The sequence below is a fragment of the Rhodoferax sp. TS-BS-61-7 genome (genome assembly GCF_002943465.1).
GTDB lineage: Bacteria > Pseudomonadota > Gammaproteobacteria > Burkholderiales > Burkholderiaceae_C > Allorhodoferax.
This window is the reverse complement of sequence record NZ_PTQY01000008.1, coordinates 115,885-140,694: the sequence shown is the minus strand read 5'-3', so window position 1 is coordinate 140,694 and position 24,810 is coordinate 115,885. Positions and strand designations below refer to the sequence as shown.

Genomic DNA, 24,810 nt, shown 5'->3' with positions numbered 1-24,810 from the left:
GCGCATTGAACGCCTGCTTAACTCCAGACCGCGTGCATGCTTGGGCTTCAAGACCCCTGCTGAGGTACTCTCGGAACTGCGCAACCAATGTCGCGATTCGAACTAGAAATCAAGAAATTGGCCTCTAGTCCGCGTGGATAGTGCGCAAGCAGCTACAAATTCAGTAGCGGCTTGAGCTGTTCCCAGAACAGATAACTGCATAGCGAACCCAGGTGCAGCCACACCGTCACCCAATACGTCATCTGAAAGCTGGGCTTGATGGTTTTGTGCCGCAGCACCTGCTGTGCCAAACGCGCAGCGGGCCAGCCACCTGCCAGGCCGAACAAATGCAGGGTGTCTTCCTTGGTGCGCCACTGGCCTTTGCGGGCAGCGTGTTTGTCTAGCCAGTAGACGAAGAAGGTGGTGGCGTTGACGGCGAAGGCGGCTGCCAGTGCGATGGCTGGCAAACGGTGCTGAAGAACGCCCCACACCAGCAAAGCTGCCCAGACCAAAGACAGGCTACCGATACCTACCAACGACGGAGTCGGTGCTTCCCGAGAGGATGGCCTTCCTTGGGGTGTACGGGGTGTCCGTGGGTTGACTGGGGCGCTCTGAGCAGTACTGCGGTTTGCAGGCAAGGGCGCGTTTCGTTGCGCCGCCCGCACGGCCATGGCTCTGGGGCCTTTGCCGCCGGCATGGATTTCTTCGAAATCGACAGTGGCATTCAAGGGCGGCTGGATGCCACCCGTGCAGTCGCGAATATGGAAAAAGATGTCCTGGCTAGTCGCATGGCAGCGGATGAACCCGAACCCTCGCTGCTCGTCCCAGCGGACGACGGTGCCTTGTTTTTTCATGCGCCTCCCTGTCCGCACTCGCCGCTATGTTGCGGCGTAGTGCTTTCCATACCGTGGGTTAACCCGCCAGCGCCACGTACACGTTCTGCACGTCGTCGTTGCCGTCGATGGCTGCCAAAAAGGCTTCCACTTCTTCCAGCGCTTCGGCGCTGAGGCTGGTCGGGTCCACGGGGTTTTTGGCCTTGTAGCCCAGCTTCATAGACAGCACGTTGAAGCCGAAGTTGGGCAGGGCGCGGCTGACCAGGTCCAGGTCGGCGGGGTCGGTATAGAAGACGGTGTTGCCTTCTTCGTCGCCGGCTTCAAAGTCTTGTGCGCCGGCTTCGATGGCAGCCACTTCGGCGTCTGCGTCTGCGGCGGTGGGGGCGGCTTCGATCATGCCCAGGTGGTTAAAGTCCCATGCCACCGAGCCGCTGGTGCCGAGCTGGCCCTTGCGGAACAGCACGCGCATTTCAGGGGCGGTGCGCTTCACGTTGTCGGTCAGGCACTCCACCATCACGGCCACCTGGTGTGGGGCAAAACCTTCGTAGATGACGTGTTCGTAGTGCACCACTTCACCGGTCAGGCCTGCGCCCTTTTTGATGGCGCGGTCCAGCGTGTCCTTGGGCATGGACACCTTGCGGGCCTGCTCCACCACCAGGCGCAATTTGGAGTTGGCTGCCGGGTCCGCACCGCCGCGGGCGGCCACGGTAATTTCTTTCACCAGCTTGGTAAACAGCTTGCCCTTGGCATCGGCCACCAGTGCTTTGCCTTTTGCTTTCCATTGCGCGCCCATAGCGAGTCTTTCTGAGAGTTGTTCGGGGGGATTTTACTTGGCGGGCTGCGCTGGCAGGGCCGCACTGCGGCTGCGCCATTGTGCGATGCGCAGCTCCACCTGGGTGTGGAAGGCGTAGCTGGCCAATAGGCTTAGCGCCCAGGCCGCGGCGGTGAAGGGCAGGGCCCAGTCGGTGTCGGCGATATCGAGCATCGCCCATAGCGCATTGGCCAGCAGCAGCACCGAAAAGTGCACCAAAAACAGCGCATACGAGCTGTTGCTTAGGTGGCGCACCCAGGTGTCCACACGGCGCGGTAGGTGCAGTGGCGTGCTGCCAAAACTGGCCAGCACGGTGGATACACCGATGGCCAGCGCAATCCGTTCGCGAAACTCCAATACCAGCGCGCCCAGCCCAGCCGACACGGTGCCCAGGTACAGCGCCAGTGCGTAGCCGCTGTGGCGTGCGCGCAGGCCGGCCCACCAGGCCAGTGCGCCCAGGCCGTAGGCGCCAAAGAAGTACAGCGCCCACACGTCGTACTCCGCATCCAGGTTGAACCAGGTGAGCGAGGCTACGGCCATGGCCGCCACCAGTGCACCAGCCACCCAGCCGTTGCCGCGCGACAGCCACAAGAGCAGCGCCATCAGGGCGTAAAGCTGGAAGTCGATGGCCACGTACCAGACGCCGGCCGAGAGTGAATCCACCTCCAGCACGCTGTGCAGCAGGCTGGCGTGGGCCAACCACTGGCCCAGATTGGGCGCGGCGGGCACCAGGTCACCGTCCAGGTGCGGGCGGGCCAGGGCCGAGCACAGCACGGTGATCAGCAGGGCTGCAACAAAGGGCAGTACCAGCCGCTCGTAGCGCTGCCACAGCGTACGCAGCAGGCCCTGGCGGGGCAGGTCGCTCTGGCCCAGGCTGCGTGCGGCCAAGTACCCGGCCACAACCAAAAATACCTGCACTGCCATGCGGGCGTAGTCGTACAACCATGCCATCAGCTCAGGGGCGGCCTGGGCAGCGGCGTCAGACAGGGGACCGTAGAGTGCGAAGTGGTGCAGGACGATGCACTGGGCAGCCACAATTTTGAGCAGGTCGATCAGGCGGTAGGCAGGGCGTTGCGGCAGCATCAATTCAAAAACAAAGCGCGCGCCTGCGCTGTGCAGGCGTCTAGTTCATCGTGTACAGGGGGATGTCCTTGGCGGCGGCCAGGGCGTCCAGTTGTTGGCGTGTTTTGCCAGCCAGGTAGGCGGCGATGGCCGTGTGCGTCTCGGGGGCGAACATGGCCAGGATGTGCGATTGTCGCAGACCCACCTCGGCCGCCAGCGTGGCGGCAAAGTGCGGCTCCAGTGCGGCCATCGCCACGCGGCCGTCTTTGCAGGGGTAGACCCGGTAGCCCGCATGGCCGCCACCCACGGCAGCGCCGGGCGCAGTCAGGCCCCAGGTGCGCGGCAGCGCCAGGTAGCCCGCCGCCACCGACAGCGCCACCTCCTGGTACACGCCCTTGCCCTTTTGCAGCTGCAGGAGGCGGGCTTGCAGCACGGCTTCAGACGCCATGAGCGAGCCGCCCATGTCGGCATACAGCGTGGGCGGCAGGTCCAGGCCGCTCACCAGCGCGTTCTCGGCCAGGTAGGTCAGGTCGTGGCCGGGCTCTTCGGCACGGGCGCCGGGGGCGCCCACGATGGCCACCACGCTGAGCTGGGGGTATTGCGTATGCAGCGCTTTCCATTCCAGCCCTAGTTTCTTGAGGGCTGAGGGGCGGAAGGACGTGAGCAGGATGTCCGTCTTGGCCAGTGCCTTGTGCAGGGCCTTCTGGCCGGCCTCGGTCTTGAGGTCGGCGCTGCTGATCTTCATGCCGGCATGCATCACGTCGTAGGCCGCGCGGTTGTACAGGCCCATGGGGTCGCCGCTGGTGCCCTGGGGGGCGCTGGGGTGGGGTGGGGGCTCCAGCTTGGTGCAGCTGGCGCCCATGTCGCGGCAGCGCATCAGCGCGGCCGGCCCCGGCAGGTTCAAAGCCAGGCTGAGGATGCGCACGCCCTTGAGCGGGCGCAGCGGTTTGGCAGCGGGGGCTAGGGTTTTGGTGCTCATGGGTTTGCTATCAAAATAGAAGCTGCTTGCGCAGAGGCTACGTGGGCCAGAGGCTATTTTGATGCCAAACGGCTAAGCAACTGTCGCCAGTTGGACTGCCCAGGCCTTGAGCCAGACCACGGCATCGTCCTCGGGCTGGCTGGTCTCCATGGCGTCCAGCACGCAGATTTCGCCCACGCGCTGTGCGCCCAGGTCGCGCAGGCGCTCGTCAAACTGTTTGCCGCCGCCCATGAAGCTGTCGCCATAACTGCTGTCACACAGCGCCACCAGGCCAAAGCGCACATGGCCCAGGTACTTGGCCTGCGCGTCCAGCGAGTGGAACAGGGCCTGGGCGTTGTCCGGCACATCGCCGCTGCCGGTGGTGCTGGTGCAGATGATGAAGGTGCCGGGCTGGTCGAACACGCTGATGTCCAGTCCGTCCATGGGCAACACGTCGATTGTGGCTTGGATGTCGTCGGCGCTGAACTGCAGGGCTTGGGCGACGCTGTTGGCATTGCCGTGTACGGTGCCCACGAGGATGGTGATCTGCATACGAGGAGGGGGAAATGAGAATTGCCGCCGATGGTAGCGGCAATAATGGTGGCCTACCCGGCAACGGGATTCCCGTCATTTGCAGGTGCCTCCGTGACCCAACCCCTCGATTCGCAGCTGGGCTTTGCCTTTTTGGCCGAGCTGCCCACCCTGGACCTCGCGCCGCCCAAACGCGCAGCCCGTGCACCCAAGGCTGCCGCCAAGTCCACTAGCGTCAAGTCCGCGCCCAGCGACACCACCCCTAGCCCCACGCCCCCACTGGCGCCAGCATCTGTGGCCGCGCCCGCGGCAGCACTGGATGCCGAAGCCATGGCCCAGGCGCTGGAAGCCCACCCCGACTACCGCGTGCAGCGCCGCCTGGTGCCCCGGCTGGACTGGCCCGGCGCGGCGCAGGGCACCATCCAGCGCATTTTGGTGCTGGACACCGAAACCACCGGCCTGGACCAGGCCAAGGAAAAAATCATCGAGCTCGCGCTCTTGCGTGTGGACGTGGACACCGCCACCGGCCTGCCCGTGGGCCCGGTGCAGGTGTACGACGGGCTGGAAGACCCGGGCAAGGCGATTCCGGCCGAGGTGGTGAAGATCACCGGTATCACCGATGCCGACGTGCAGGGCCACGCGCTGGACGAGGCCCGCGTGGCGGAGCTGTTGCAAGGCGTGGACGTGGTGATTGCCCACAACGCCGGGTTTGATCGCCCCTTTGTGGAGAGCCGCCTGCCCGCGTTTGCCAAGGTGGCGTGGGCCTGCTCGTTTGCCGACATCGACTGGAAAGCCCAGGGTCGCGGCTCGGCCAAACTGGAGAGCCTGGCGCAGGCGCTGGGCCTGTTTTACGACGCCCACCGCGCCGAGATGGACTGCCACGCGCTCTTGGCCGTGCTGGCCGCACCGCTGCCCCAAGGCGCGGGCACCGCGCTGGCCCATTTGCTGGAAGCAGCGCGCAACCCCAGCTACCGCCTGAGCGCGACCAACGCCCCGTTTGACGCCAAAGACTTGCTCAAGGCCCGCGGCTACCGCTGGAACGCTGACCAGCGCGTCTGGGCCACCCGCCTCTCGGACGACGCTGCGCTGCACGCAGAGTTTGCGTGGCTCAAGGACCAAGTCTACAACCACCGCCACGCCGCGGTGCAGATCGAGAAGCTGGATGCGCTGGCCAAGTACTCGGCCCGCACCGGCGTCACCACCCACCAGCAGCTCTAGGCGCCTATGGCATACCGGCTGGACAGTGTGCAGGTGGGCGCGGCGCGCAAGGTGCAGATCAACGGGCGCAGCATCCTCACCGCCATCCACAAAACCGCGGTGGCCGGCCCGGTGCCTGTGCTGCCCCTGGGTTTGCAGGGCGATGAGCAGGCCGACCTCTCGGTGCATGGCGGGCTGGAAAAGGCGGTGTATGCCTACCCCAGCGAGCACTACGCCTTTTGGCAACAGGCCCGGCGCGAGGCCGGTGTGGCTGAGATCGACGATGCACTGTCCTCTGGCAGCATGGGCGAAAACCTGACGCTCAGCGGCCTGCTGGAGGCCGATGTGTGGGTGGGCGATGTGCTGCGCTTTGCCGATTGCGCGCTGCGCGTGGTGCAGCCGCGCGAACCCTGTTTCAAGTTCAACGTTGCCATGGGCTTCAGCACCGCGGTCAAGGCCATGGCGCTGAGCGGGCGCTGCGGCTTCTACCTGGCGGTGAACGAGCCCGGCACCGTGCAGGCTGGCGAGCGGTTCACCCTGGAGCCCGGCACGCGCCAGATGGGTATTCCTGAACTTTTCAAAGCCAAACTCTTCAAACATTTGCGCTGAACGGCCCAGGCCCAGCACTCGTAATCCGCAACGAAAGGTCCGACATGGCACTCTTGGGCACCGCAGCATTGGCCATGTGGTGGGACATGGCTCCCGACATGAATGCCGAGTTTCAGGACTGGCACTCGCACGAGCATTTCCGCGAGCGCTTGGGCATACCCGGCTTCCAGCGCGCCACGCGCTGGAGCAGCGCGGACGGCGGGGAGGGCGTGTTGCAGGTCTACGAGCTCGATGCGCACCGCACGCTGTCGTCGCCCGCCTATTTGGCGCACCTGAATGCGCCGTCGCCCTGGTCCACCAAGATGATGCCGCACCACCGCAACATGGTGCGCAGCCAGTGCCATGTGCTGGAGTCCAGCGGCGGCGCGGTGGCCCGCCATGCGCTGGCCCTGCACATCTCGCCCGCGGCGGGTGCGGACGAGGCGCTGCGCGCGTCTTTAAAAGCCCTGTTGGCCCGGCTGGTGGACCAACCCGGCTGCGTGGGCGGGCACCTGCTGCGCCACGAAGCCCCGGTGATGGCCCAGACCACGGAGCAAAAGATCCGCGGTGGCGACCGTTATGCGGATTGGGTGCTGCTGGTGGTGGGCTACGACCTGGGCGCCTTGACGGCACTGGCCGCCAGCACGCTCAGCCCCGATGCGCTGGTGGCACTGGGCGCACAGCCGGGGGCCTTCAGCGGGCTCTACACGCTGTCGTTTTCTGCCACGGCGGACGAACTCGCCTGAGGGTGTGCCCCGATAAGATCCGGGGATGAGTTCTTCTCCGCATCCCCAGGCCGTCAGCACCTTTACCTCTCTCACCCCTTTGTTGTTTGTTGCGCTGTGGAGCACCGGCTTCATTGGCGCCAAGTTTGGCCTGCCCGATGCCGGGCCGCTGACCTTTTTGAGCCTGCGTTATGCCATCGTGCTGGTGCTGATGGGGGCACTGGCCTGGGCCACGCGTGCGCCCTGGCCACGCACGGCGCGGGAGTGGCTGCACATCGGCGTGTCGGGCCTGCTGGTGCATGCGGTGTACCTGGGGGGGGTGTTCATCGCCATTGGCCACGGCTTGCCCGCGGGCGTTACGGCGCTGGTGGTGGGGCTGCAGCCGGTGCTCACCGCGCTGGGGGCAGGCGTCTTTCTGGGCGAGCGGGTGCGGCCCACGCAGTGGCTGGGCCTGGCGCTGGGGTTTGCCGGGGTGGCGCTGGTGGTGGCCCACAAGGTGGCGGCCAGCGCCGGTGTGGACGCGCTGCTGGGCATGCTGCTGCCTGCCGTCATTGCGCTGCTGGGCATCACCGCCGGCACGCTGTACCAGAAGCGCTACTGCCACGCCTTTGACCTGCGCACCGGTTCGGTCATCCAGTTTCTGCCAAGCTTGCTGGCCACGCTGCTGGTGGCCAGCCAGACCGAGACCTTGCAGGTGCACTGGAGCGGCGCCTTTGTGTTTGCGCTGGCCTGGCTGGTGCTGGTGCTCTCGCTGGGCGCGGTGAGCTTGCTCAATGTGCTGATTCGCAGCGGCAGCGCCGTCAACGTGGCCAGCCTGTTCTACCTCACACCACCGGCCACCGCGCTGATTGCCTGGGCCCTGTTTGGCGAGACCCTGACCGGCCTGTCGCTGCTGGGCATGGCCGTGACCGTGTTTGGCGTGTGGTTGGCACGCAAGTGATACTTTTTAAGTAAAACTGGGCTCTAGCCCACGTGGAATAAGCGCAAGAAGCTATTGAATTAATAGCAAATGGAGGCTTGCAGGGCTGTGGTGCCGCAGCCGGGTGCCTGGCGCCAGGGTTTCAATTTCCTTTCACTGCTTCACCTAGCTTTCCCTATTGCGGGTGCACCGGGCACAGCGCACCATCCTCCCCATGCAATTGTTATTGGTGGAAGATGATCTGGACCTGGTGGATGCGCTGAGCCGTGTACTGGCCTCGCGCGGCCTGGCGCCCGTGTGCTGTGCCGATGGGCAGGAGGCCTTGGCCCTGGTGCGCAAACGCAGCTTTGACGTGATCGTGCTGGACTTGAGCCTGCCGGGCATGGACGGGCTGGAGTTTTTGCAGCGCATCCGCGATGCCGGCATGCGCATCCCGGTGCTGGTGGTCACGGCGCGCGGCTCTATTGGTGAGCGCGTGGAAGGGCTCACGGCCGGCGCCGATGACTACCTGACCAAACCTTTCGACACCGAAGAGCTGGTGGCCCGCATCAAGGCGCTGGTGCGGCGCAGCCAAGGGCTGGAGGAATTTCGCTGCGGCCATCTGCACCTGGACATGGCCAGCGGCGCCCTGATGCGCTCTGGCCGGCCGCTGGAGATTGCCCCGCGTGAGGCGGTCATGCTGCGCACCCTGATCATGCGCCCGGGGCGCCCGGTGTCGCGCGACGAACTGTTTCGCGCCGTCTTTGGCGGCGAGGCCGACCACCAGCCCGACGCGGTGGATGTGCTCGCCCACCGGCTGCGCAAACGCCTGGCCGGCACCGGCACCAGCGTGCTGACCATGCGTGGCGTGGGCTACCTGCTGGTGGACGAGCTGGCCAGCGACGCGCAGGTGTCCGCATGAGTCCGAGCGCAGCGCCCGGCAGCCGGTCCATGCGCGTGCAGATTGCGCTGTGGTGCATGGCCTTGTCGGTGGGTACCGCCGTGGCGGTGCTGGGCCTGGCTGGGCTGGGGCTGTCGTGGCGCGATGCCGAATGGTGGGGCCTGGCCATGGTGGCGCTGGTGTTGTTGGGTCTGCTGGCCTGGTGGGGCGCCGGCCGCAGCCTCACCCCCTTGCACCGCCTGGCGGCCACGGTGGCGGCGCGCCGCCCGCAGGAGACCGCCTTGCTGGAACATGCCCCGGCCCCCGAGCTGGAGGCCATTGTGCGTGGCCTCAACAGCCAGTGGCAGCAGCAACAGGCCGCACTCGACCAGCAGCAGCGCTTTATTGCCGAGGCCTCGCACCAGCTGCGTACCCCGCTGGCGGTGCTCAAGACCCAATTGCAGGGCGCGATAGCGGGCGAGCTGCAAACCGCCGAGACCCTGCCCAAGATGCTGCGCACCGTGGACCGGGCCTCGCACCTGGCCAACCAGCTGCTGTCCAAAGCCAAGGTGGACCAGAAGCTGCAGAACGCCCAGTGGACGGACATTGACCTGCAGCACATCGCCAGCGAGGTGCTGGTGGAGTGCGCGCCGCTGATTGCGCGCAAGCGCCTGGACGTGTCGCTCGAAGCACTGCCGGTGCGCCTGCACACCGACGGCTGGCTGGTGGGAGAGCTGTTGCGCAACCTGGTAGCCAATGCCATTCACCAGAGCCGCGCGGGTGGCAGCCTGGGCGTGGTGATTCGCTACCTGCCGACCGAGGTGGAGCTGCTGGTGTGGGACAACGCGGGCGGCATTGACGAGGAGGTGCGCGAGCGCCTGTTCCTGCCGTTCGAGTCGGCCAGCGGTGGCACCGGTGTGGGCCTGGGGCTGTCGATCTGCAAGCAGATTGCCGTGTCCATGCAGGCCAGCCTGGACCTGTACAACCGCCTGCAGGGCGGCACCGTGGTAGGTGTGGATGCGGTGGTGCGCTGGCCCTTGCCCGAGGGGCAGGCCCCAAGCACGGCACCGCTGCCGGCTGCTGCGCCGCTGGCCCAACCCCTCTCGCACGCCACGCTGCGGGTTCCCGCATGAGCCAGGGGCTGCACTTGCACGGCATCGAAAAAACCTATGCCAACGGCTACCGCGCGCTGCGCGGTGTGCACCTGCGTGTGCCCGAGCGCCGCCTGACCACGCTGCTGGGCCCCTCGGGCTGTGGCAAGAGCACGCTGCTGCGCCTGGTGGCCGGGCTAGAAGTGCCGGACGCGGGCCAGATTTTTTTCCGGGGCGAAGACCTGACGCAGCGCCCGGCAGACCAGCGCGACATGAGCCTGGTGTTCCAGAGCTACGCGCTGTTTCCCTACCTGTCGGTGCAGGACAACGTGCGTTATGGCCTCCAGGTGCAGGGCTTGCCGGCGGCGGTGCAGGCTGAGCGCAGCGCCCAGGTCATCGGCCTGCTGGGCCTGGGTGGGCTGGAAGACCGTCTGCCGCACGAGTTGTCGGGCGGGCAGCAGCAGCGCACCGCGCTGGCACGCGCCCTGGCCCTGCAGCCCGCGCTGGTGCTGCTGGACGAGCCGCTCTCCAATCTGGACGCCAATCTGCGCCGCCATATCCGCGAAGACATACGCGAGCTGCAGCAGCGCCTGGGGCTGACCGTGCTCTACGTCACCCACGACCACGCCGAGGCCATGTCGGTCAGCGACCAGGTGGTGGTGATGCAGGAAGGGCGGGTGGTGCAGATTGGTTCCCCGCGCGACATCTACGAACAGCCGCAGACCGAGTTTGTGACCCGCTTCATGGGCGACTCGACCGTGTTCGAGGCGCATTGCGATGGCGCCGGGCAGGTCACCCTGGGCCCGCTCACCATCGATGCCGGCCAGGGCTTGCGCCAGGGGCCGGTGCAGGTGGTGGTGCGGCCACAGGCCTGGCGCCTAGAGCCCGCTGGCACCCAAGGCTTGGCCGGCAAGGTGCTGCGCAGCGCCTACCTTGGCCGCACGGCGGAGCTCTGGGTGCAGACCGCACTGGGCAGTCTGCTGGTCATCTCGGACCTGACCGGTCGCCGCCACGAGGCGGGTGCACCGGTCAGCCTTTTTTTGTCGCGCAAAGGGGTCAGCGTCCTTTTGCCCGCCAGTGTTTCGACCCCTCAGACCGTTCCGGTCTTTCAATCTAGGAGACAACCATGAAAAAAAATCAACTGCTCGTGCTGGCCCTCATGGCCACGGCCGGAATGTCGGCCTCTGCCCAATCGGGTGGCGAGGTCAACATCATTTGCTCGGGCCAGGCGCCCTGGTGCAGCATGGTGGCAGTCACTTTCGAGAAGAGCCAGGGCATCAAGGTCAACATGACGCCCAAAGGCTCGGGCGAGGCGGTGGCGCAGCTCATGGCCGAGCGGGCCAACCCCAAGACCGACATATTTTTTGGCGGTACCGGCGACCCCCATCTGGTGGCGGCCGAACAGAACCTGACGCAGGAATACAAATCCCCCATGCTGCCCAAGCTGTATGACTGGGCGCAAAAGCAGGCGGCGCAGTCGGGTTACAAGACGGTGGGCATTTATTCCGGCCCGCTGGGCTTTGGCTACAACACCGAGCTGCTGGCCAAGAAGAAGCTGCCCGTGCCCAAAACCTGGGCCGACCTCATCAAGCCTGAGTACAAGGGCGAAATCCAGTCCGCCAACCCCTCGTCCAGCGGCACCGCTTACACCATGATTGCCACGCTGGTGCAGCTCATGGGTGAAGACAAGGCCTATGACTACCTGGCCAAGCTGCACAAAAACATTGCTGCTTACCAGCGCTCGGGCGTGGGCCCCATCAAGGCCGTGGCGCGCGGCGAGGCGGCTATCTCCATCAGCTTTGTGCACGATGGGCCCGGTGAAAAGGCGCAAGGCTTTCCGCTGGAAACCATCACCCCCAGCGATGGCACGGGCGCAGAGATCGGCTCCATGTCCATCGTGCGCGGTGCACGCAACCTGGAAGCCGCCAAGAAGTTCTACGACTGGGCGCTGACGCCTGGCGCCCAGGCCCTGGGGGCGGCCACGCTGCAGTTCCAGCTGCCGTCCAACCGCGAAACCAAGGTGGACCCGCGCGTGCCCGACTTCCGCAAGATCAAGATGATTGACTACGACTACGCCAAATACGGCCAGTCGGCCGAGCGCAAGCGCCTGATCCAGCGCTGGGAGCGCGACGTCAACGGCCAGGGCCGCTAAGTCTCGCCGCCCGGTTATCCGTCCCGCCGCACCTTGCGGTGGGTTTGCACCGTCTTTCTCTCCATATTCATGACACACGAACATCCGTGGCGCCTGCGCCGCGCTATCGCCCTGTGGGTGGCCCTGGGCCTGGCGGCCTTTGTGCTGCTGCCCTGGTATTTTTTGCAAAGCGGCGGTCTGGGCGCGGCCCTCTCCGGCGTCTGGGGCGGCACGGCCACCGCCAGTGGCTGGACGCAGAGCTGGAGTCACCACCGCGTCTGGCTGGCATCGGGCCTGGCCGGCTTGCTGCTGGCGGGCACGGCACTGCTCAGCCCCCACGCCCGCTGGCAGGGGTTGCTGCTGTGCAGTGGTTCCGTGCTCGGCCTGGCCGGGCTGCTGCTCAGTGGTTTTGCCATTGGCATGGTGGGCTGGTCTTGGGACTGGCTCAATGCGCTGATGGGCCCTACCGAGCTGACCCAGCCAGGCATGGGCTGGGGGGGCTTTGTGATGGTGGTGTGCCTGCTGGCGCTGCTGTCGATTGGTGTGACCCGGCTGGGCGGCTTCAAGGGCGATGCCTTTGTGGCCGGCGCGGTGCTGGGCTGCGCGGCGCTGCTGGCGCTGTTTGTGGTCTACCCGGTCATCAAGTCGCTGATGGGCAGTGTGCTCAACGACGAAGGGCAGTTTGCCGCGGCGGCGCTGTGGGAGCGCATTGGCACGGCGCGCATCTGGGGCCTGGGTTGCGTGGTGTCGCAAAGCCGCTGCGGGGTGGCCTGGAACACGCTGGGCCTGGCCTTGCTGACGGCAGCGGGCACCACATTTCTGGGCACCCTGATCGCCCTGTGGGCCGAGCGCGAGGCCAAGCGCCTGGCGCGCCCGCTCAACATCCTGGCCATGCTGCCCATCATCACGCCGCCCTTTGTGGTGGGCCTGGGGCTCATCCTGTTGTTTGGCCGTGCCGGGCTCTACAACCAGTTCATGGAGTGGGCTTTCAATATCGAGCCCACGCGCTGGTTCTACGGCTTCTTTGGCGTCTGGCTGGCGCAGCTGTTTGCCTTCACGCCCATCGCCTTCATGATCATGCGTGGCGTGGTGCAGGGCGTGAGCCCGTCCATGGAGGAGGCGGCGCAAACCCTGCGCGCCAACCGCATGCAAACCTTCTGGAGTGTGACGCTGCCCCTGCTCAAGCCCGGCCTGGCCAATGCCTTTCTGGTTGGCTTCATCGAGAGCATGGCCGACTTTGGCAACCCCATCGTGGTGGGCGGGCAGTTTGCGGTGCTCTCCACCGAAATCTTCTTTGCCATCGTCGGCTCCTCGCTAGACCCCGGCATGGCGGCGGCCTTGTCGCTCATCCTCACGTTGTTTGCACTGGTGGTGTTCTTCATCCAGCGTCGCGTGCTGGGCAAGGGCAGCTTCACCACCGTGGCCGGCAAGGGTGATGCGGGCCTGCCCATGCCGCTGCCAGCGGCCGTGCGCAAGCTCTGCCTGGGCGTGGCCGGGCCGTGGCTGCTGTTCACGCTGGTGGTCTACCTGTTTGCTTTTGCCGGTGGCTTTGTGCAGACCTGGGGGCGCGACTACACGCCCACGCTGAACCACTTCCGCACCGCGTTTGATGTGCAGTGGGGCGAGTACGGTTGGGTCTGGGCCGGCACGGCCTGGAACTCGCTGTTCACCACGCTGTCATTGGCGGCCATGGCGGCGCCTATTTGCGCCGGGATGGGCCTGCTGATTGCCTGGCTGCTGGCACGCACCGAGTTCCGTGGCAAGGCCAGCTTCGAATTCTCGGCGCTGCTGACCTTTGCCGTACCCGGCACGGTGCTGGGGGTGAGCTACATCCTGGCCTTCAACGTGCCGCCGGTGGAGCTGACGGGTACCGGGCTCATCATCGTGCTGTGCTTTGTGTTCCGCAATCTGCCGGTGGGCGTGCGCGCCGGCACGGCCGCCTTCAAGCAGTTGGACCGTTCGCTGGACGAGGCCTCGCTGATGCTGCGCGCCAACACGCTGACCACGCTGCGCCGGGTGGTGCTGCCGCTCATCAAGCCAGCGCTGGTGGCCGCACTCGTCTACTCCTTTGTGCGCTCCATCACCACCGTGTCGGCGGTGATCTTTCTGGTCACGGCGCAGTATGAGCTGTCCACCACCTACATCATCGGCCGTGTGGGCAATGGCGACTACGGCGTGGCGCTGGCCTATTGCACGGTGCTCATTGTGCTGATGTCCTGCAGCACGCTGCTGGTGCAGGCCCTGGTGGGCGAACGCAAGCTGGGCCGCCGGGCCACACCGGCCGCGCATTGAACTTCTTTTGATCGGTTTCCCATGACAACTACCAACACCAACACAGGCATTTCTTTCCGCCAGGTCATCAAGCGTTATGGCGGCGCCAACAGCCCGCTGGTTGTGCGCGGCATCGACTTTGAGGTGCCCAAGGGCACGCTCACCACCATCCTCGGCCCCTCGGGCTGCGGCAAGACCACCACGCTGCGCATGATTGCCGGCCTGGAGACGCCCTCGGGCGGGCAGATCTTCATCGATGGCCGCGACGTGACGCATCTGGGGCCGGCCGAGCGCAATGTGAGCATGGTGTTCCAGAGCTATGCGCTATTCCCCCATATGTCGGTGCTGGAGAACGTGGCCTACGGCCTGACCGTGAGTGGCGTGCCCAAGCCTGAGGTGAGCGACCGCGCCCGCGCGGCCATGGCCATCGTCGGCCTGGGCGGCTATGAGGCGCGCTACCCGGCCGAGCTGTCGGGCGGGCAGCAGCAGCGCGTGGCGCTGGCGCGCGCGCTGGTGCTGGAGCCCTCGGTGCTGCTGTTCGACGAGCCGCTGTCCAACCTGGACGCGCGCCTGCGCCGCTCCATGCGCGAAGAAATTCGCAGCCTGCAGCAGCGCCTCAAGCTCACCGTGGCCTACGTCACGCACGACCAGAGCGAGGCCCTGGCGGTGAGCGACCAGATCATCGTGATGGACGGCGGCCTCATCGCCCAGGCCGGCAGCCCGCGCGAGCTGTACGAGAACCCGAAGACCGAGTTTGTGGCCGGCTTCATGGGAGAAGCCGTGCTGCTGGATGGGGTGTGCGAAGCCGAAGGCACCGTGTGCCTGGGCCCGCTGACCCTGACCACGCCCCAGCGCGTGGCCACGGGGGCGGTGAAGGTGGCGATCCGCCCGGAGGCCTGGGCTGTGCACGATGGCCATGGGCAGGGGCTGCTGGGCACCGTGTCCAAGGCGGCCTACCTGGGCAGTTTTCAGGAGCTCACGGTAGACACCAGCTTGGGCGAGATCTTTGTGGTGTCGTCGGACGCGCAGGGCAGCTGGAGCAGCGGCGACGCCGTGACCCTGCAACTGGCAGAGCGCGGGGTGTCGGTGGTGGCGGCGTAACGGTCTTGTCGGCCCGTTTTTAAGTGAAATAGGCCTCTAGCCCATGCAGATAGTGCGCAAGAAGCTACTGAATTGATAGCGATCTAGGTTGTCTCACGCGCCATGCCCTGCGTCAGCGACAGGGCTTGTGCCGCTTGGCGCAGAGACTCGCGCACCTCGGCCATATCGGGGCCCACGTGCCGGTCGATACGGCGGATGTAGGGGCAGGTGAGGGTGGCCAGCGCTGTGTTGTCAGGGCCCAAGATGGGGAAGGAAATGTCGACCACTCCCAGGGTCTGCGCACTGTCGCGCTCCAGGTAGCCACGTTGGCGGATGCTGGCCAGGGTGGCTTGCAGGTCCGCCTCGGTGATGGGCACCTCGCCATCCAGCGGTGTGTGCTCGGCCAGCATGCGCCGGTAGCTGCCTGCGTCGGCATAGGCCAGCAGCAGGTGGCCCGAGGCGGTGTCTAGCAGGCCCACGCGCGCACCGCGCTGCACCGCAAAACTCCAGCCGCTGGGGCTGTTGATTTGGGCACTGATGAGCACATTGCCCCGGTCGTACACCCCCATGTGGCAAGACTGCTCGGCCTTGCGCGCAAAGTCATCCATGATGGGCAGGGCCTGGTTGATCAGCCGGCTCAAGGGCGGGTGCATATTGGCCAGCGCAAACAACTTAAGGCTCAGCGCGTAGCGGTCCCCCGAGGGGTTGCGCATCACGTACTGCCGCGCCACCAGGCGCTCCAGCATGCGGTAGATCTCGCTGGCGCTGCGGTCCATCTCCTTCACGATTTCTGCGCGCGTCAGCCCATGCGGTTGCGTGGCCAGCAGCTCCAGAATGTCCAGTCCCTTGTCCAGTGCGGGCGCGCGGTAGCGGTCTTCCGGTGCCAGATTGCTTTCGTCCTGCTCGTCGGTTTTGGCCGGGCGGCCGCGGGGTTTGGGGGGCGTGGTCATGGTGGTGCGCTTTCGAGGGAGGTTTTTTATAGCAGAGCATCCGCAGCCTAGGGAAAGTACTAGGACTTGTGGCAGCCAAGCTGTCTATGATTCTGCTTCATACATGAATTAGTTGTTCATATTTAAATTAATTAAACCGGAGTCAGCAGCATGGGTCAAGGGCGTTTGCAAGGTAAAACAGTGCTCATCACCGCGGCAGCGCAGGGCATTGGCCGGGCCAGCGCGCTGGCCTGCGCAGCCGAGGGCGCCCGTGTGATCGCCACCGACATCAACCAGGCGTTTCTGGACAGCCTGGCCGCCGAGCACTCCAGCATCCAGGTGGAGCTGCTGGACGTGCGCAACGACGACGCCGTGGCTGCTCTGGCTGCGCGCACGCCGGCGCTGGACGCCTTGTTCAACTGCGCCGGCATGGTGGCCAACGGCAGCCTGCTGGACGGCACCGAGGCCGACTGGGACCTGAGCTTCGATTTGAACGTGAAAAGCATGTTCCGCATGACCCGTGCCTTCCTGCCCGCCATGCTGGCCAAGGTCGAAACGCAAGGCGGCAGTGTCTCGGTCATCAACATGGCGTCCATGGCGTCCAGCATCAAGGGCTTTGCCAACCGCTGCGCCTATGGCACCACCAAGGCGGCCGTCATTGGCCTGACCAAATCGCTGGCCGCCGACTATGTGAAGGCCGGCCTGCGCGCCAATGCGCTGTGCCCCGGCACGGTGGATACGCCTTCGCTGCGCGGACGCATTGCCAGCGCCGTCGACCCGGTGCAGGCCGAGAAAGACTTTGTGGCGCGCCAGCCCATGGGGCGGCTGGCCTCGGTGGACGACATTACCCCCATGGTGGTGTTTCTGGCCAGCGACGAGTCGCGGTTTGTCACCGGGCAGACGCTGCTGGTGGACGGTGGCGTGACCATCTGATGACGCCCACTGCAACAAAGGCCTGACTGTGACAGCACTGGTTTCCGTACAAAACCTCAGCAAATCGTTTCCGGGTGTGCGTGCACTCGATGGCGTACGCTTTGACCTCATGCCCGGCGAGGTGCATGCCCTGATGGGTGAAAACGGCGCGGGCAAGTCCACGCTGATGAAAATTTTGGCTGGCGTGTACCGCAAGGACAGTGGTGAAGTGCTGCTGGACGGCAAGCCCGTGGAGATTGAGAGCCCGGCGCATGCGCAGTCGCTGGCCATCGGCATCATCCACCAGGAGCTGCACCTGATGGGCCACCTGACCGCGGCACAAAATATCTTTCTGGGCCGCGAGCCGCGCAAGGCAGCGGGCCTGCTGTTGGACGAGGGGCAGCTCAACCGCGATGCCCAGGCCCTGTTTGACCGCCTGAACCTGCAACTGGCCCCGACCACCACGATTGGCGACCTGACCGTGGCGCGCCAGCAGATGGTGGAGATTGCCAAGGCGCTGTCCCACAAATCGCGCGTGCTCATCATGGACGAGCCCACTGCCGCGCTGAACAACGCCGAAATTGAAGAGCTGTTCCGCATCATCCGCCAGCTCAAGGAAGAGGGCGTGGGCATTGTCTACATCTCGCACAAGATGGACGAGATCCAGCGCATTGCCGACCGTATCACCGTGATGCGCGATGGTGCCTACATCGCCACCGTGCCAGCGGCCACCACGCCGATGGCCGAGGTGATTGCCATGATGGTGGGGCGCAAGCTGGACCATGTGCAAAAGGCGATTCCCGACACGTCTGCCAACGAGGTGCTGCTGGACGTGCGCGGACTGAACCGGGGCCGCGCTATCCGCGATGTGAGCTTTAGCGTGCGCCGTGGCGAGATTCTGGGCTTTGCCGGCCTCATGGGCGCGGGCCGCACGGAGGTGGCGCGGGCCGTGTTTGGTGCGGATGCCATCGAGTCGGGCGAAGTTCGCGTGGGCGGCAAGGTGATTCGCCTGACCTCGCCCGAAGACGCGGTGCAGGCCGGCATTGGCTACCTGTCCGAGGACCGCAAGCACTTTGGCCTGGCCACGGGCATGGACGTGGCGTCCAACATCACGCTGTCCAGTCTGAAGCGCTGGCTCAAATGGGGGGTGTTCTTGAATCGCCCCGCGATCCAGGCCATCTCGCAACAGATGGTGGAGAAGCTGCGCATCAAGACCCCATCGCTCACGCAGACGGCCAAGCTCCTGTCGGGCGGCAACCAGCAAAAGGTGGTGATTGCCAAGTGGCTGGTGCAAGACTGCGAAGTACTGATCTTCGACGAGCCCACCCGCGGTATCGACGTGGGTGCCAAGAGCGAGATCTACAAGCTGCTCAATGACCTGGCCGCGCAGGGGCGCGCCATCGTCGTGATCTCCAGCGAGCTGCCCGAGGTGCTGCTGCTGAGCCACCGCATTGTGGTGATGTGCGAAGGCCGCATCACCGGCGAGGTGCGGGGTGATGAAGCCACCCAGGAAAGCCTGATGGCACTGGCGACGCGGCGCGACTGACTAGAAAAAACAAGGTTTAGCAATGACACAAACAACTTCCTCCTCTTCCTGGCTGAGCCGCCTGTCTGGTGGCCAGACCAAACAAAAACTCTTGGCTTTTGCCAGCCTGATTGCGCTGATCCTGGTGTTCACCGTGCTCAAGCCCGATGCCTTCATGACGCAGGACAACATCATCGGCATCCTGCAGTCCACCACCGTGATTGGGGTGCTGGCCATTGCCAGCACCTTCATCATCATCACTTCGGGCATTGACCTGTCGGTGGGGGTGCTGATGACCTTCTGTGCCGTGATGGCGGGGGTGTTCATGGTCAATCTGGGCATGCCCATGCCCCTGGGGGTGGTGTGCGCGCTGGCCATGGGCGCCTTGTCAGGCTGTGTGTCCGGCCTGGCCATCACCAAGCTCAAGGTGCCGCCTTTCATTGCCACGCTGGGCATGATGATGCTGCTCAAGGGCCTGTCGCTGCTGATCACCCAGACCCGCCCGATCTACTTCAGTGACGTGGACGGTTTTGACCAGATTTCGCTGGGTTCCCTGATCGGCGATGTGTTTCCGTCGCTGCCGATTCCCAACGGGGTGCTGATCCTGTTTCTGGTGGCCATCATCAGCGCCGTGGTCTTGAACAAAACCGCCCTGGGCCGTTACACCTTTGCCCTGGGCAGCAACGAAGAAGCGGTGCGCCTGTCGGGGGTGAACGTAGACCGCTGGAAAGTCATCATCTACACCTTTGCCGGCGGCATCTGCGGCATTTCCGGATTGCTGATTGCCTCGCGCCTGAACTCTGCCCAACCCGCGCTGGGCCAGGGCTATGAGCTCGACGCCATTGCCGCGGTGGTGATTGGCGGCACCTCGCTCAGTGGTGGTGTCGGCACCATCCTGGGCACCATCATCGGCGCTTTCATCATGAGCGTGCTGATCAACGGCCTGCGGATCATGTCGGTGGCCCAGGAGTGGCAGATGGTGCTCACCGGGCTCATCATTATTCTGGCGGTTTACACCGACAACCTGCGCCGCAACAAGAAGTAAGGAGACCGCACCACGCCCCATGCACAGCTTCCCGGTTTTTAGATTTTTCCCTTGTGATTCCGTGTGACATAACTTTTTCTAACAGGAGACAACCCATGAACGCAAAACGACAACTGCTGGCTTTGACTGCCGGCTTGGCACTGGCTGGTTTTTCCAGCTTCGCTACCGCCCAGGAGATCTACATCCCCTTGGTGTCCAAAGGCTTCCAGCACCAGTTCTGGCAAGCCGTGAAGCAGGGCGCTGACCAGGCCGCCAAGGACTACAAGGTGAAGGTCACCTTTGAAGGCCCCGAAACCGAGCAGCAAGTGGACAAACAAATTGACATGCTGTCGGCTGCCATGGCCAAGAAGCCGGCCGCCATCGGATTTGCCGCGCTGGACAGCAAGGCCGCGATTCCGCTGCTGAAGAAGGCCCAGGCTGCCAAAGTACCCGTCATCGCCTTTGACTCCGGTGTGGACAGCGATATTCCGGTGACCACGGCCACGACCAACAACGTGGCTGCCGCCGCACTGGCCGCAGACAAAATGGCTGAGAAGATTGGTGGCGAAGGCGAAGTGGCTGTGATTGCCCATGACCAGACCAGCCGCACCGGTGTGGACCGCCGCGACGGCTTCTTGAACCAGATCAAGGCCAAGTACCCCAAGATCAAGGTGGTGGACGTGCAGTACGGCGGTGACCAGCTGAAGTCTGCCGAGATTGCCAAGGCCCTGATGCAGGCACATCCCAAGCTGAAGGGTATTTTTGGTACCAATGAGCCGGGCGCTATCGGTGCGGGCAAAGGCATCAAGGAAGCCAAGAAGACGGGCGTGACCATCATCGGGTTTGACTCTGGCAAGGCCCAGAAGGACATGATCAATGACGGCACGATTGCCGGCTCCATCACCCAAAACCCCGTGGGCATTGGCTACAAAACCGTGGAAGCCGCTGTGAAGGCCTTGAAGGGTGAGAAGTTGCCCAAGATCATCGACACCGGCTTCTACTATTACGACAAGACCAATATGAAGGACGCCAAGATCGCGGCCGTTCTTTACGATTGAAGTAAATCACCCCCCGAGCGGCTATGCCGCTCCCCCCTCTCTCGCCTGCGGCGGGTGGGGGGCGCACCCAGCGGCCTGGCAGAGACCGTTCCGCGGGTGCCCTGATTTTGTTGACTGAAAAGGAAAGACTGTGAAATTAGTACGCTACGGATTGCCAGGTCAGGAAAAGCCCGGTGTGTTGGATGCCCAAGGCCGCGTGCGCGACCTGTCGGGACAGATGGCCGATGTGGCTGGTGCTGCGCTGCTGCCCGAGAACCTGGCGCGTTTGCGTGGCGTGAATATCGAGAGCTTGCCGCTGGTGGCAGGTACTCCACAGAAAGACTTGCGCCTTGGGGCCTGTGTGGGCCAGGTAGGCAAGTTCATCTGCATTGGACTGAATTACTCCGACCACGCGGCCGAGAGTGGCATGCAGGTGCCGCCCGAGCCGGTGGTCTTCAATAAGTGGACCAGCGCGATTGTGGGTCCGGACGATGCCGTTGAAATCCCCCGTGGCTCGGTCAAGACTGACTGGGAAGTCGAGCTGGGCGTGGTCATCGGCAAAGGCGGTCGTTACATCGAGGAGGCCGATGCGCTGTCCCATGTGGCGGGCTACTGCGTGGTGAACGATGTGTCCGAGCGCGAATACCAGCTGGACCGCAGCGGCACCTGGGACAAGGGCAAGGGTTGCGACACCTTTGGCCCCACCGGCCCCTGGCTGGTGACGGCCGACGAAGTTCCTGACCCTCAGGCCCTGAAGATGTGGCTGGACGTGGATGGCAAGCGCTTCCAGAACGGCAGCACGTCCACCATGGTCTACGGCGTGAAGTTCCTCATCGCGTATCTCAGCCGTTTCATGAGCCTGCAACCCGGCGACGTGATCTCCACCGGCACCCCGCCCGGCGTGGGCATGGGCCAGAAGCCACCGCAGTACCTGCGCGCGGGCCAAGTTATTCACCTAGGCATCGATGGCCTGGGCACCCAAACCCAGAAGACCGTACAGGCCTGACATGAGCAAGATCACCAACATGCGCGTCGTGGACGTGCGCTTTCCCACGTCCCAACATCTGGATGGCTCGGATGCCATGAACCCGGACCCGGACTATTCCGCGGCCTATGTGATTCTGGAAACCGACCAGCCCGGCCTGGAAGGCCACGGCCTGACGTTCACCATCGGCCGTGGCAACGAAATCTGCTGCGCCGCCATCGAAGCCATGCGCCACCTGGTGGTGGACCTGGACATGGCCTGGGTGGCCGAAGACATGGGTCGCTTCTGGCGCTACATCACCTCCGACAGCCAACTGCGCTGGATTGGCCCGGACAAAGGGGCCATCCACCTGGCCACGGGCGCTGTGGTCAACGCGGTGTGGGACCTGTGGGCCAAGCAGGAGGGCGTGCCGGTATGGGCCTTGGTGGCGCGCATGAGTCCCGAGGAGTTGGTCAAGCTGATTGACTTTCGTTACATCACCGACTGCATCACGCCCGAAGAAGCGCTGGCCTTGTTGCAAAAGCAGGCTGTGGGCAAGGCCGAACGCTGGGCCACACTGGAGCGTGAAGGCTACCCTTGTTACACCACGTCGGCCGGCTGGCTGGGTTACGACGACGACAAGCTGCGCCGCTTGTGCCAAGAGGCCATTGATGCGGGCTTTAACCATGTGAAGATGAAGGTGGGCCGTGACAAGGCCGACGATATTCGCCGCCTGACCATCGCCCGTGAGGTGCTGGGCCCGAACCGCCAACTCATGATCGACGCCAACCAGGTGTGGGACGTGAAGCAGGCGGTGGAGTGGGTCAAGGACTTGGCCTTCTGCAAGCCCTGGTTCATTGAAGAACCCACCAGCCCGGACGATATCGAAGGCCACCGCGTGATCCGCGAGGGCGTGGCACCGGTGAAGGTGGCCACCGGCGAGATGTGCCAGAACCGCATCATCTTCAAGCAGCTCATCATGCGCGGTGCTATTGACGTGGTGCAGATCGACTCGTGCCGTTTGGGCGGTGTGAACGAAATTTTGGCCGTGATGCTGATGGCGGCCAAGTACAACTTGCCGGTGTGCCCGCACGCCGGGGGCGTGGGCCTGTGCGAGTATGTGCAGCATCTGTCCATGATCGACTACCTGTGCATTGCCGGTACCCGCGAAGGGCGTGTGATCGAGTATGTGGACCACCTGCATGAGCATTTCAAGGAGCCGTGTGTGATTGAGAACGCCGCCTACATGCCACCCAAGGCACCGGGCTTCTCGATCGAGATGAAGCCGGAATCGCTGCAGCACTACACCTTTCAACCCAAAGCCAAAGCGGCATGAAAATCGACACCCACCAGCACTACTGGCGTTACCGCGCCGAGGAGTTCCCGTGGATCAGTGAGGCCATGCCCCTGCTGCAACGGGACTGCATGCCGGTGGACTGCGATGCCGCGCTGCGGGCTGCCGGTGTGGATGCGGTGGTGGCGGTGCAGGCCCGCACGCTGGCGGCAGAGACCGACTTTCTGCTGCGCGTGGCTGACCACAACCCCGAGGTGATTGGTGTCGTGGGCTGGGCCGATTTGGGCGGCGCGGACCTGGAGCATCGGCTGGACCAATGGGGGGCGCATGCCGCCTTCAAGGGCCTGCGCCACATCCTGCAAGACGAGCCGGACGTGGGGGCCTGGGTCAACACACCGGCCATCAACCAGGGCCTGCGCGCCCTGCAGCAGCGGGGTCTGGTTTATGACGTGCTGGTGTTTGACCACCAGTTACCCAGCGTGGCCGAGTTCTGCGCGCGGCACGACAAGCACTGGCTGGTGCTGGACCATGTGGGTAAACCTGCCGTGCGGGACTGGACACGCAACGCCGAGGTGTCGCGCCGCTGGAGCGCTTGCATCCGCGAATTGGCCACCTTGCCGCATGTGATGTGCAAACTCTCGGGTGCGGTGACGGAAGCGGACTGGGGTGCGCACTCTGGCATCACGCCCGAGGACGCCAAAATCATCCTCTCCTGTTTTGACCAGGCGCTGGAGGCCTTTGGCCCACAGCGGCTGATGTTCGGCTCTGACTGGCCGGTGTGCCAGCTGGCTGCTCCGTATGACGCGGTGCATGGTCTGGCACACAAATGGGCCAGTACACGGCTGACGGTGCGCGAGCAGGACGCCTTCTGGAGCGGCAATGCCGTGCGCTGTTATGGCCTGAATGTGCAGGCACTGACCGATTGACCTTTTTAAGCGAGAGTTTCCATGGATCTGCATTTAAAAGACAAGGTGGTCATCGTGACCGGTGGTGCTAGCGGCATTGGCGCGGCCATTTCGCTCACGCTGGCCGAAGAGGGCGCCATTCCCGTCATTCTGGGTAAAAGCCCCATGTCCCCGGAGTTTGCACAGCAGTTGCAAGCCAAAGCAGCCCAGCACCTGTTTGTCCAGGTCGAGCTGTCTGACGATGCAGCATGCCGTGCTGCCGTCGAGCAGACGGTAGCCCGGTTCGGGCGCATCGACGGTTTGGTGAACAACGCCGGTGTGAACGACAGCATTGGGCTGGAGGCGGGGCGCGAGGCCTTCATCGGCTCACTAGAGCGCAACCTGATTCATTACTACGTAATGGCGCACTACTGCGTGCCCCACCTCAAAGCGGTAAAGGGGGTCATCGTGAATGTGTCCTCCAAAACGGCACTGACGGGCCAGGGCAACACCAGCGGCTACTGTGCGTCCAAGGGCGCGCAACTTTCGCTGACCCGGGAGTGGGCGGCGGCGTTGCTGAACGACGGCGTGCGGGTCAACGCGCTAATTCCGGCCGAAGTGATGACGCCGCTGTACGAGCGCTGGATCCAGACCTTTGACAAACCGGAGGAAAAGCTGGCGGCCATCACCGCCAAGATTCCCCTGGGCCACCGCATGACCACCTCTGAGGAGATGGCGCGCATGTGCGTCTTTCTGTTGTCGGATGCCTCCTCACACACCACGGGGCAGTGGGTGTTTGTCGATGGCGGCTACACCCACCTGGACCGGGCCCTGTCATGAGCACGCTGGTCACCCGCTACGCCTTGGCCTTGGACCTGGTGGACGATGCCCAGCGCATTGCCGACTATGAAAAAGCCCATGCGGTCATCTGGCCCGAGGTGCGCGAGCACCTCCGCGGGCAGGGCGTGGTGCAGATGGAGATTTACCGCCTGGGCACGCGCCTGTTCATGGTGATGGAGGTGGACCCGGTCGTGTACAGCGCCGAGCGCATGGCCCAGGCCTCGCTGGACAACCCTGCCATCGTGCGCTGGGAAACGCTGATGTGGACCTACCAGGCTCCTACACCCTGGACGCCGGTGGGTGAGAAATGGGTGCCCATGGCCAAGATCTTTGATCTGGCCGCGCAGTAGCCCTCAGGCCTCTGCT

25 protein-coding genes are annotated in these 24,810 nt (G+C 64.5%); 19 read left to right on the top strand and 6 right to left on the bottom strand.

Annotation, left to right across the window (positions count from 1 at the left end; all coding sequences use genetic code 11):
- Positions 1-152: 152 nt before the first annotated feature.
- From C5F53_RS18575 to C5F53_RS18555, 5 genes are all read right to left on the bottom strand, one after another.
- Complete coding sequence (locus C5F53_RS18575; RefSeq protein ID WP_105262891.1) at positions 153-833, bottom strand: cold shock and DUF1294 domain-containing protein; 681 nt, start codon at positions 831-833, stop codon at positions 153-155.
- Positions 834-891: 58 nt separating this feature from the next.
- Positions 892-1,605, bottom strand: coding sequence for a YebC/PmpR family DNA-binding transcriptional regulator (locus C5F53_RS18570; protein ID WP_105262890.1), 714 nt, complete (start codon positions 1,603-1,605; stop codon positions 892-894).
- Positions 1,606-1,638: 33 nt separating this feature from the next.
- Positions 1,639-2,706 carry an acyltransferase gene (locus tag C5F53_RS18565; protein ID WP_105262889.1) on the bottom strand — a complete coding sequence of 356 codons (1,068 nt, stop codon included), beginning with the start codon at positions 2,704-2,706 and terminating at the stop codon, positions 1,639-1,641.
- Between the two features lie 40 nt (positions 2,707-2,746).
- Positions 2,747-3,664 (bottom strand): CoA transferase, encoded by a 918-nt coding sequence (locus C5F53_RS18560; protein WP_105262888.1) that lies wholly within the window; start codon positions 3,662-3,664, stop codon positions 2,747-2,749.
- A gap of 72 nt (positions 3,665-3,736) precedes the next feature.
- Positions 3,737-4,195: a flavodoxin domain-containing protein gene (locus tag C5F53_RS18555; RefSeq protein ID WP_105262887.1), complete on the bottom strand. Its 459-nt coding sequence runs from the start codon at positions 4,193-4,195 to the stop codon at positions 3,737-3,739.
- A 93-nt stretch (positions 4,196-4,288) separates the two neighbouring features.
- On the opposite strand from C5F53_RS18555, the gene C5F53_RS18550 reads away from it, so the two are divergent.
- The 10 genes from C5F53_RS18550 to C5F53_RS18505 all read left to right on the top strand — a co-directional run bounded on the left by C5F53_RS18550 (position 4,289) and on the right by C5F53_RS18505 (position 15,056).
- Complete coding sequence (locus C5F53_RS18550; RefSeq protein WP_236635440.1) at positions 4,289-5,392, top strand: 3'-5' exonuclease; 1,104 nt, start codon at positions 4,289-4,291, stop codon at positions 5,390-5,392.
- A 6-nt stretch (positions 5,393-5,398) separates the two neighbouring features.
- Positions 5,399-5,980 (top strand): MOSC domain-containing protein, encoded by a 582-nt coding sequence (locus C5F53_RS18545; RefSeq protein ID WP_105262886.1) that lies wholly within the window; start codon positions 5,399-5,401, stop codon positions 5,978-5,980.
- 44 nt (positions 5,981-6,024) lie between these two features.
- A complete protein-coding gene (locus C5F53_RS18540) occupies positions 6,025-6,705 on the top strand; it encodes a hypothetical protein (protein ID WP_105262885.1) in 681 nt (226 codons plus the stop codon).
- A gap of 25 nt (positions 6,706-6,730) precedes the next feature.
- Complete coding sequence (locus C5F53_RS18535; protein ID WP_105262884.1) at positions 6,731-7,624, top strand: DMT family transporter; 894 nt, start codon at positions 6,731-6,733, stop codon at positions 7,622-7,624.
- A 193-nt stretch (positions 7,625-7,817) separates the two neighbouring features.
- Entirely contained in the window at positions 7,818-8,504 is a 687-nt protein-coding gene (locus tag C5F53_RS18530) for a response regulator transcription factor (protein WP_105262883.1), read from the top strand.
- Entirely contained in the window at positions 8,501-9,595 is a 1,095-nt protein-coding gene (locus C5F53_RS18525; RefSeq protein ID WP_146097397.1) for a HAMP domain-containing sensor histidine kinase, read from the top strand. Before C5F53_RS18530 ends, C5F53_RS18525 begins: the two co-directional genes overlap by 4 nt.
- Positions 9,592-10,683, top strand: a complete 1,092-nt coding sequence (locus C5F53_RS18520) for an ABC transporter ATP-binding protein (protein WP_105262881.1) — start codon at positions 9,592-9,594, stop codon at positions 10,681-10,683. Before C5F53_RS18525 ends, C5F53_RS18520 begins: the two co-directional genes overlap by 4 nt.
- Positions 10,680-11,705, top strand: coding sequence for an ABC transporter substrate-binding protein (locus C5F53_RS18515; RefSeq protein ID WP_105262880.1), 1,026 nt, complete (start codon positions 10,680-10,682; stop codon positions 11,703-11,705). The genes C5F53_RS18520 and C5F53_RS18515 overlap by 4 nt, the downstream gene beginning before the upstream one ends.
- Positions 11,706-11,774: 69 nt before the next feature.
- Complete coding sequence (locus tag C5F53_RS18510) at positions 11,775-13,976, top strand: iron ABC transporter permease (RefSeq protein ID WP_105262879.1); 2,202 nt, start codon at positions 11,775-11,777, stop codon at positions 13,974-13,976.
- 21 nt (positions 13,977-13,997) lie between these two features.
- Entirely contained in the window at positions 13,998-15,056 is a 1,059-nt protein-coding gene (locus tag C5F53_RS18505) for an ABC transporter ATP-binding protein (RefSeq protein WP_105262878.1), read from the top strand.
- 83 nt (positions 15,057-15,139) lie between these two features.
- On the opposite strand, the gene C5F53_RS18500 is transcribed toward C5F53_RS18505, so the two are convergent.
- Positions 15,140-15,985: an IclR family transcriptional regulator gene (locus C5F53_RS18500; protein ID WP_105262877.1), complete on the bottom strand. Its 846-nt coding sequence runs from the start codon at positions 15,983-15,985 to the stop codon at positions 15,140-15,142.
- A gap of 150 nt (positions 15,986-16,135) precedes the next feature.
- On the opposite strand from C5F53_RS18500, the gene C5F53_RS18495 reads away from it, so the two are divergent.
- From C5F53_RS18495 to C5F53_RS18455, 9 genes are all read left to right on the top strand, one after another.
- A complete protein-coding gene (locus C5F53_RS18495) occupies positions 16,136-16,897 on the top strand; it encodes an SDR family oxidoreductase (RefSeq protein ID WP_105262876.1) in 762 nt (253 codons plus the stop codon).
- A 28-nt stretch (positions 16,898-16,925) separates the two neighbouring features.
- Positions 16,926-18,422: a sugar ABC transporter ATP-binding protein gene (locus tag C5F53_RS18490; protein WP_105262875.1), complete on the top strand. Its 1,497-nt coding sequence runs from the start codon at positions 16,926-16,928 to the stop codon at positions 18,420-18,422.
- A 22-nt stretch (positions 18,423-18,444) separates the two neighbouring features.
- Positions 18,445-19,446, top strand: coding sequence for an ABC transporter permease (locus C5F53_RS18485; RefSeq protein WP_105262874.1), 1,002 nt, complete (start codon positions 18,445-18,447; stop codon positions 19,444-19,446).
- 95 nt (positions 19,447-19,541) lie between these two features.
- Positions 19,542-20,483, top strand: coding sequence for an ABC transporter substrate-binding protein (locus C5F53_RS18480; RefSeq protein WP_105262873.1), 942 nt, complete (start codon positions 19,542-19,544; stop codon positions 20,481-20,483).
- Positions 20,484-20,613: 130 nt separating this feature from the next.
- The gene (locus C5F53_RS18475) at positions 20,614-21,468 is read left to right on the top strand and encodes a fumarylacetoacetate hydrolase family protein (protein WP_105262872.1); all 855 of its coding nucleotides are present in this window, start codon (positions 20,614-20,616) and stop codon (positions 21,466-21,468) included.
- Position 21,469: 1 nt separating this feature from the next.
- Positions 21,470-22,762: an L-fuconate dehydratase gene (locus tag C5F53_RS18470; protein ID WP_105262871.1), complete on the top strand. Its 1,293-nt coding sequence runs from the start codon at positions 21,470-21,472 to the stop codon at positions 22,760-22,762.
- Positions 22,759-23,646 carry an amidohydrolase gene (locus C5F53_RS18465; protein ID WP_105262870.1) on the top strand — a complete coding sequence of 296 codons (888 nt, stop codon included), beginning with the start codon at positions 22,759-22,761 and terminating at the stop codon, positions 23,644-23,646. Before C5F53_RS18470 ends, C5F53_RS18465 begins: the two co-directional genes overlap by 4 nt.
- A gap of 21 nt (positions 23,647-23,667) precedes the next feature.
- Entirely contained in the window at positions 23,668-24,444 is a 777-nt protein-coding gene (locus C5F53_RS18460) for an SDR family oxidoreductase (protein WP_105262869.1), read from the top strand.
- On the top strand, positions 24,441-24,794 hold the full coding sequence (locus C5F53_RS18455; protein WP_105262868.1) for an L-rhamnose mutarotase: 354 nt from the start codon (positions 24,441-24,443) through the stop codon (positions 24,792-24,794). The genes C5F53_RS18460 and C5F53_RS18455 overlap by 4 nt, the downstream gene beginning before the upstream one ends.
- Positions 24,795-24,810: the final 16 nt, after the last annotated feature.

What these genes read in the sequence shown, in the direction of transcription:
- C5F53_RS18570 (WP_105262890.1), bottom strand. Translation starts at nt 1,605, where the DNA reads ATGGGCGCGCAATGGAAAGCAAAAGGCAAAGCACTGGTGGCCGATGCC.
- C5F53_RS18525 (WP_146097397.1), top strand. Translation starts at nt 8,501, where the DNA reads ATGAGTCCGAGCGCAGCGCCCGGCAGCCGGTCCATGCGCGTGCAGATT.
- C5F53_RS18485 (WP_105262874.1), top strand. Translation starts at nt 18,445, where the DNA reads ATGACACAAACAACTTCCTCCTCTTCCTGGCTGAGCCGCCTGTCTGGT.
- C5F53_RS18515 (WP_105262880.1), top strand. Translation starts at nt 10,680, where the DNA reads ATGAAAAAAAATCAACTGCTCGTGCTGGCCCTCATGGCCACGGCCGGA.
- C5F53_RS18470 (WP_105262871.1), top strand. Translation starts at nt 21,470, where the DNA reads ATGAGCAAGATCACCAACATGCGCGTCGTGGACGTGCGCTTTCCCACG.
- C5F53_RS18535 (WP_105262884.1), top strand. Translation starts at nt 6,731, where the DNA reads ATGAGTTCTTCTCCGCATCCCCAGGCCGTCAGCACCTTTACCTCTCTC.
- C5F53_RS18560 (WP_105262888.1), bottom strand. Translation starts at nt 3,664, where the DNA reads ATGAGCACCAAAACCCTAGCCCCCGCTGCCAAACCGCTGCGCCCGCTC.
- C5F53_RS18555 (WP_105262887.1), bottom strand. Translation starts at nt 4,195, where the DNA reads ATGCAGATCACCATCCTCGTGGGCACCGTACACGGCAATGCCAACAGC.
- C5F53_RS18510 (WP_105262879.1), top strand. Translation starts at nt 11,775, where the DNA reads ATGACACACGAACATCCGTGGCGCCTGCGCCGCGCTATCGCCCTGTGG.
- C5F53_RS18505 (WP_105262878.1), top strand. Translation starts at nt 13,998, where the DNA reads ATGACAACTACCAACACCAACACAGGCATTTCTTTCCGCCAGGTCATC.
- C5F53_RS18495 (WP_105262876.1), top strand. Translation starts at nt 16,136, where the DNA reads ATGGGTCAAGGGCGTTTGCAAGGTAAAACAGTGCTCATCACCGCGGCA.
- C5F53_RS18540 (WP_105262885.1), top strand. Translation starts at nt 6,025, where the DNA reads ATGGCACTCTTGGGCACCGCAGCATTGGCCATGTGGTGGGACATGGCT.
- C5F53_RS18460 (WP_105262869.1), top strand. Translation starts at nt 23,668, where the DNA reads ATGGATCTGCATTTAAAAGACAAGGTGGTCATCGTGACCGGTGGTGCT.
- C5F53_RS18530 (WP_105262883.1), top strand. Translation starts at nt 7,818, where the DNA reads ATGCAATTGTTATTGGTGGAAGATGATCTGGACCTGGTGGATGCGCTG.
- C5F53_RS18565 (WP_105262889.1), bottom strand. Translation starts at nt 2,706, where the DNA reads ATGCTGCCGCAACGCCCTGCCTACCGCCTGATCGACCTGCTCAAAATT.
- C5F53_RS18500 (WP_105262877.1), bottom strand. Translation starts at nt 15,985, where the DNA reads ATGACCACGCCCCCCAAACCCCGCGGCCGCCCGGCCAAAACCGACGAG.
- C5F53_RS18520 (WP_105262881.1), top strand. Translation starts at nt 9,592, where the DNA reads ATGAGCCAGGGGCTGCACTTGCACGGCATCGAAAAAACCTATGCCAAC.
- C5F53_RS18480 (WP_105262873.1), top strand. Translation starts at nt 19,542, where the DNA reads ATGAACGCAAAACGACAACTGCTGGCTTTGACTGCCGGCTTGGCACTG.
- C5F53_RS18575 (WP_105262891.1), bottom strand. Translation starts at nt 833, where the DNA reads ATGAAAAAACAAGGCACCGTCGTCCGCTGGGACGAGCAGCGAGGGTTC.
- C5F53_RS18455 (WP_105262868.1), top strand. Translation starts at nt 24,441, where the DNA reads ATGAGCACGCTGGTCACCCGCTACGCCTTGGCCTTGGACCTGGTGGAC.
- C5F53_RS18545 (WP_105262886.1), top strand. Translation starts at nt 5,399, where the DNA reads ATGGCATACCGGCTGGACAGTGTGCAGGTGGGCGCGGCGCGCAAGGTG.
- C5F53_RS18465 (WP_105262870.1), top strand. Translation starts at nt 22,759, where the DNA reads ATGAAAATCGACACCCACCAGCACTACTGGCGTTACCGCGCCGAGGAG.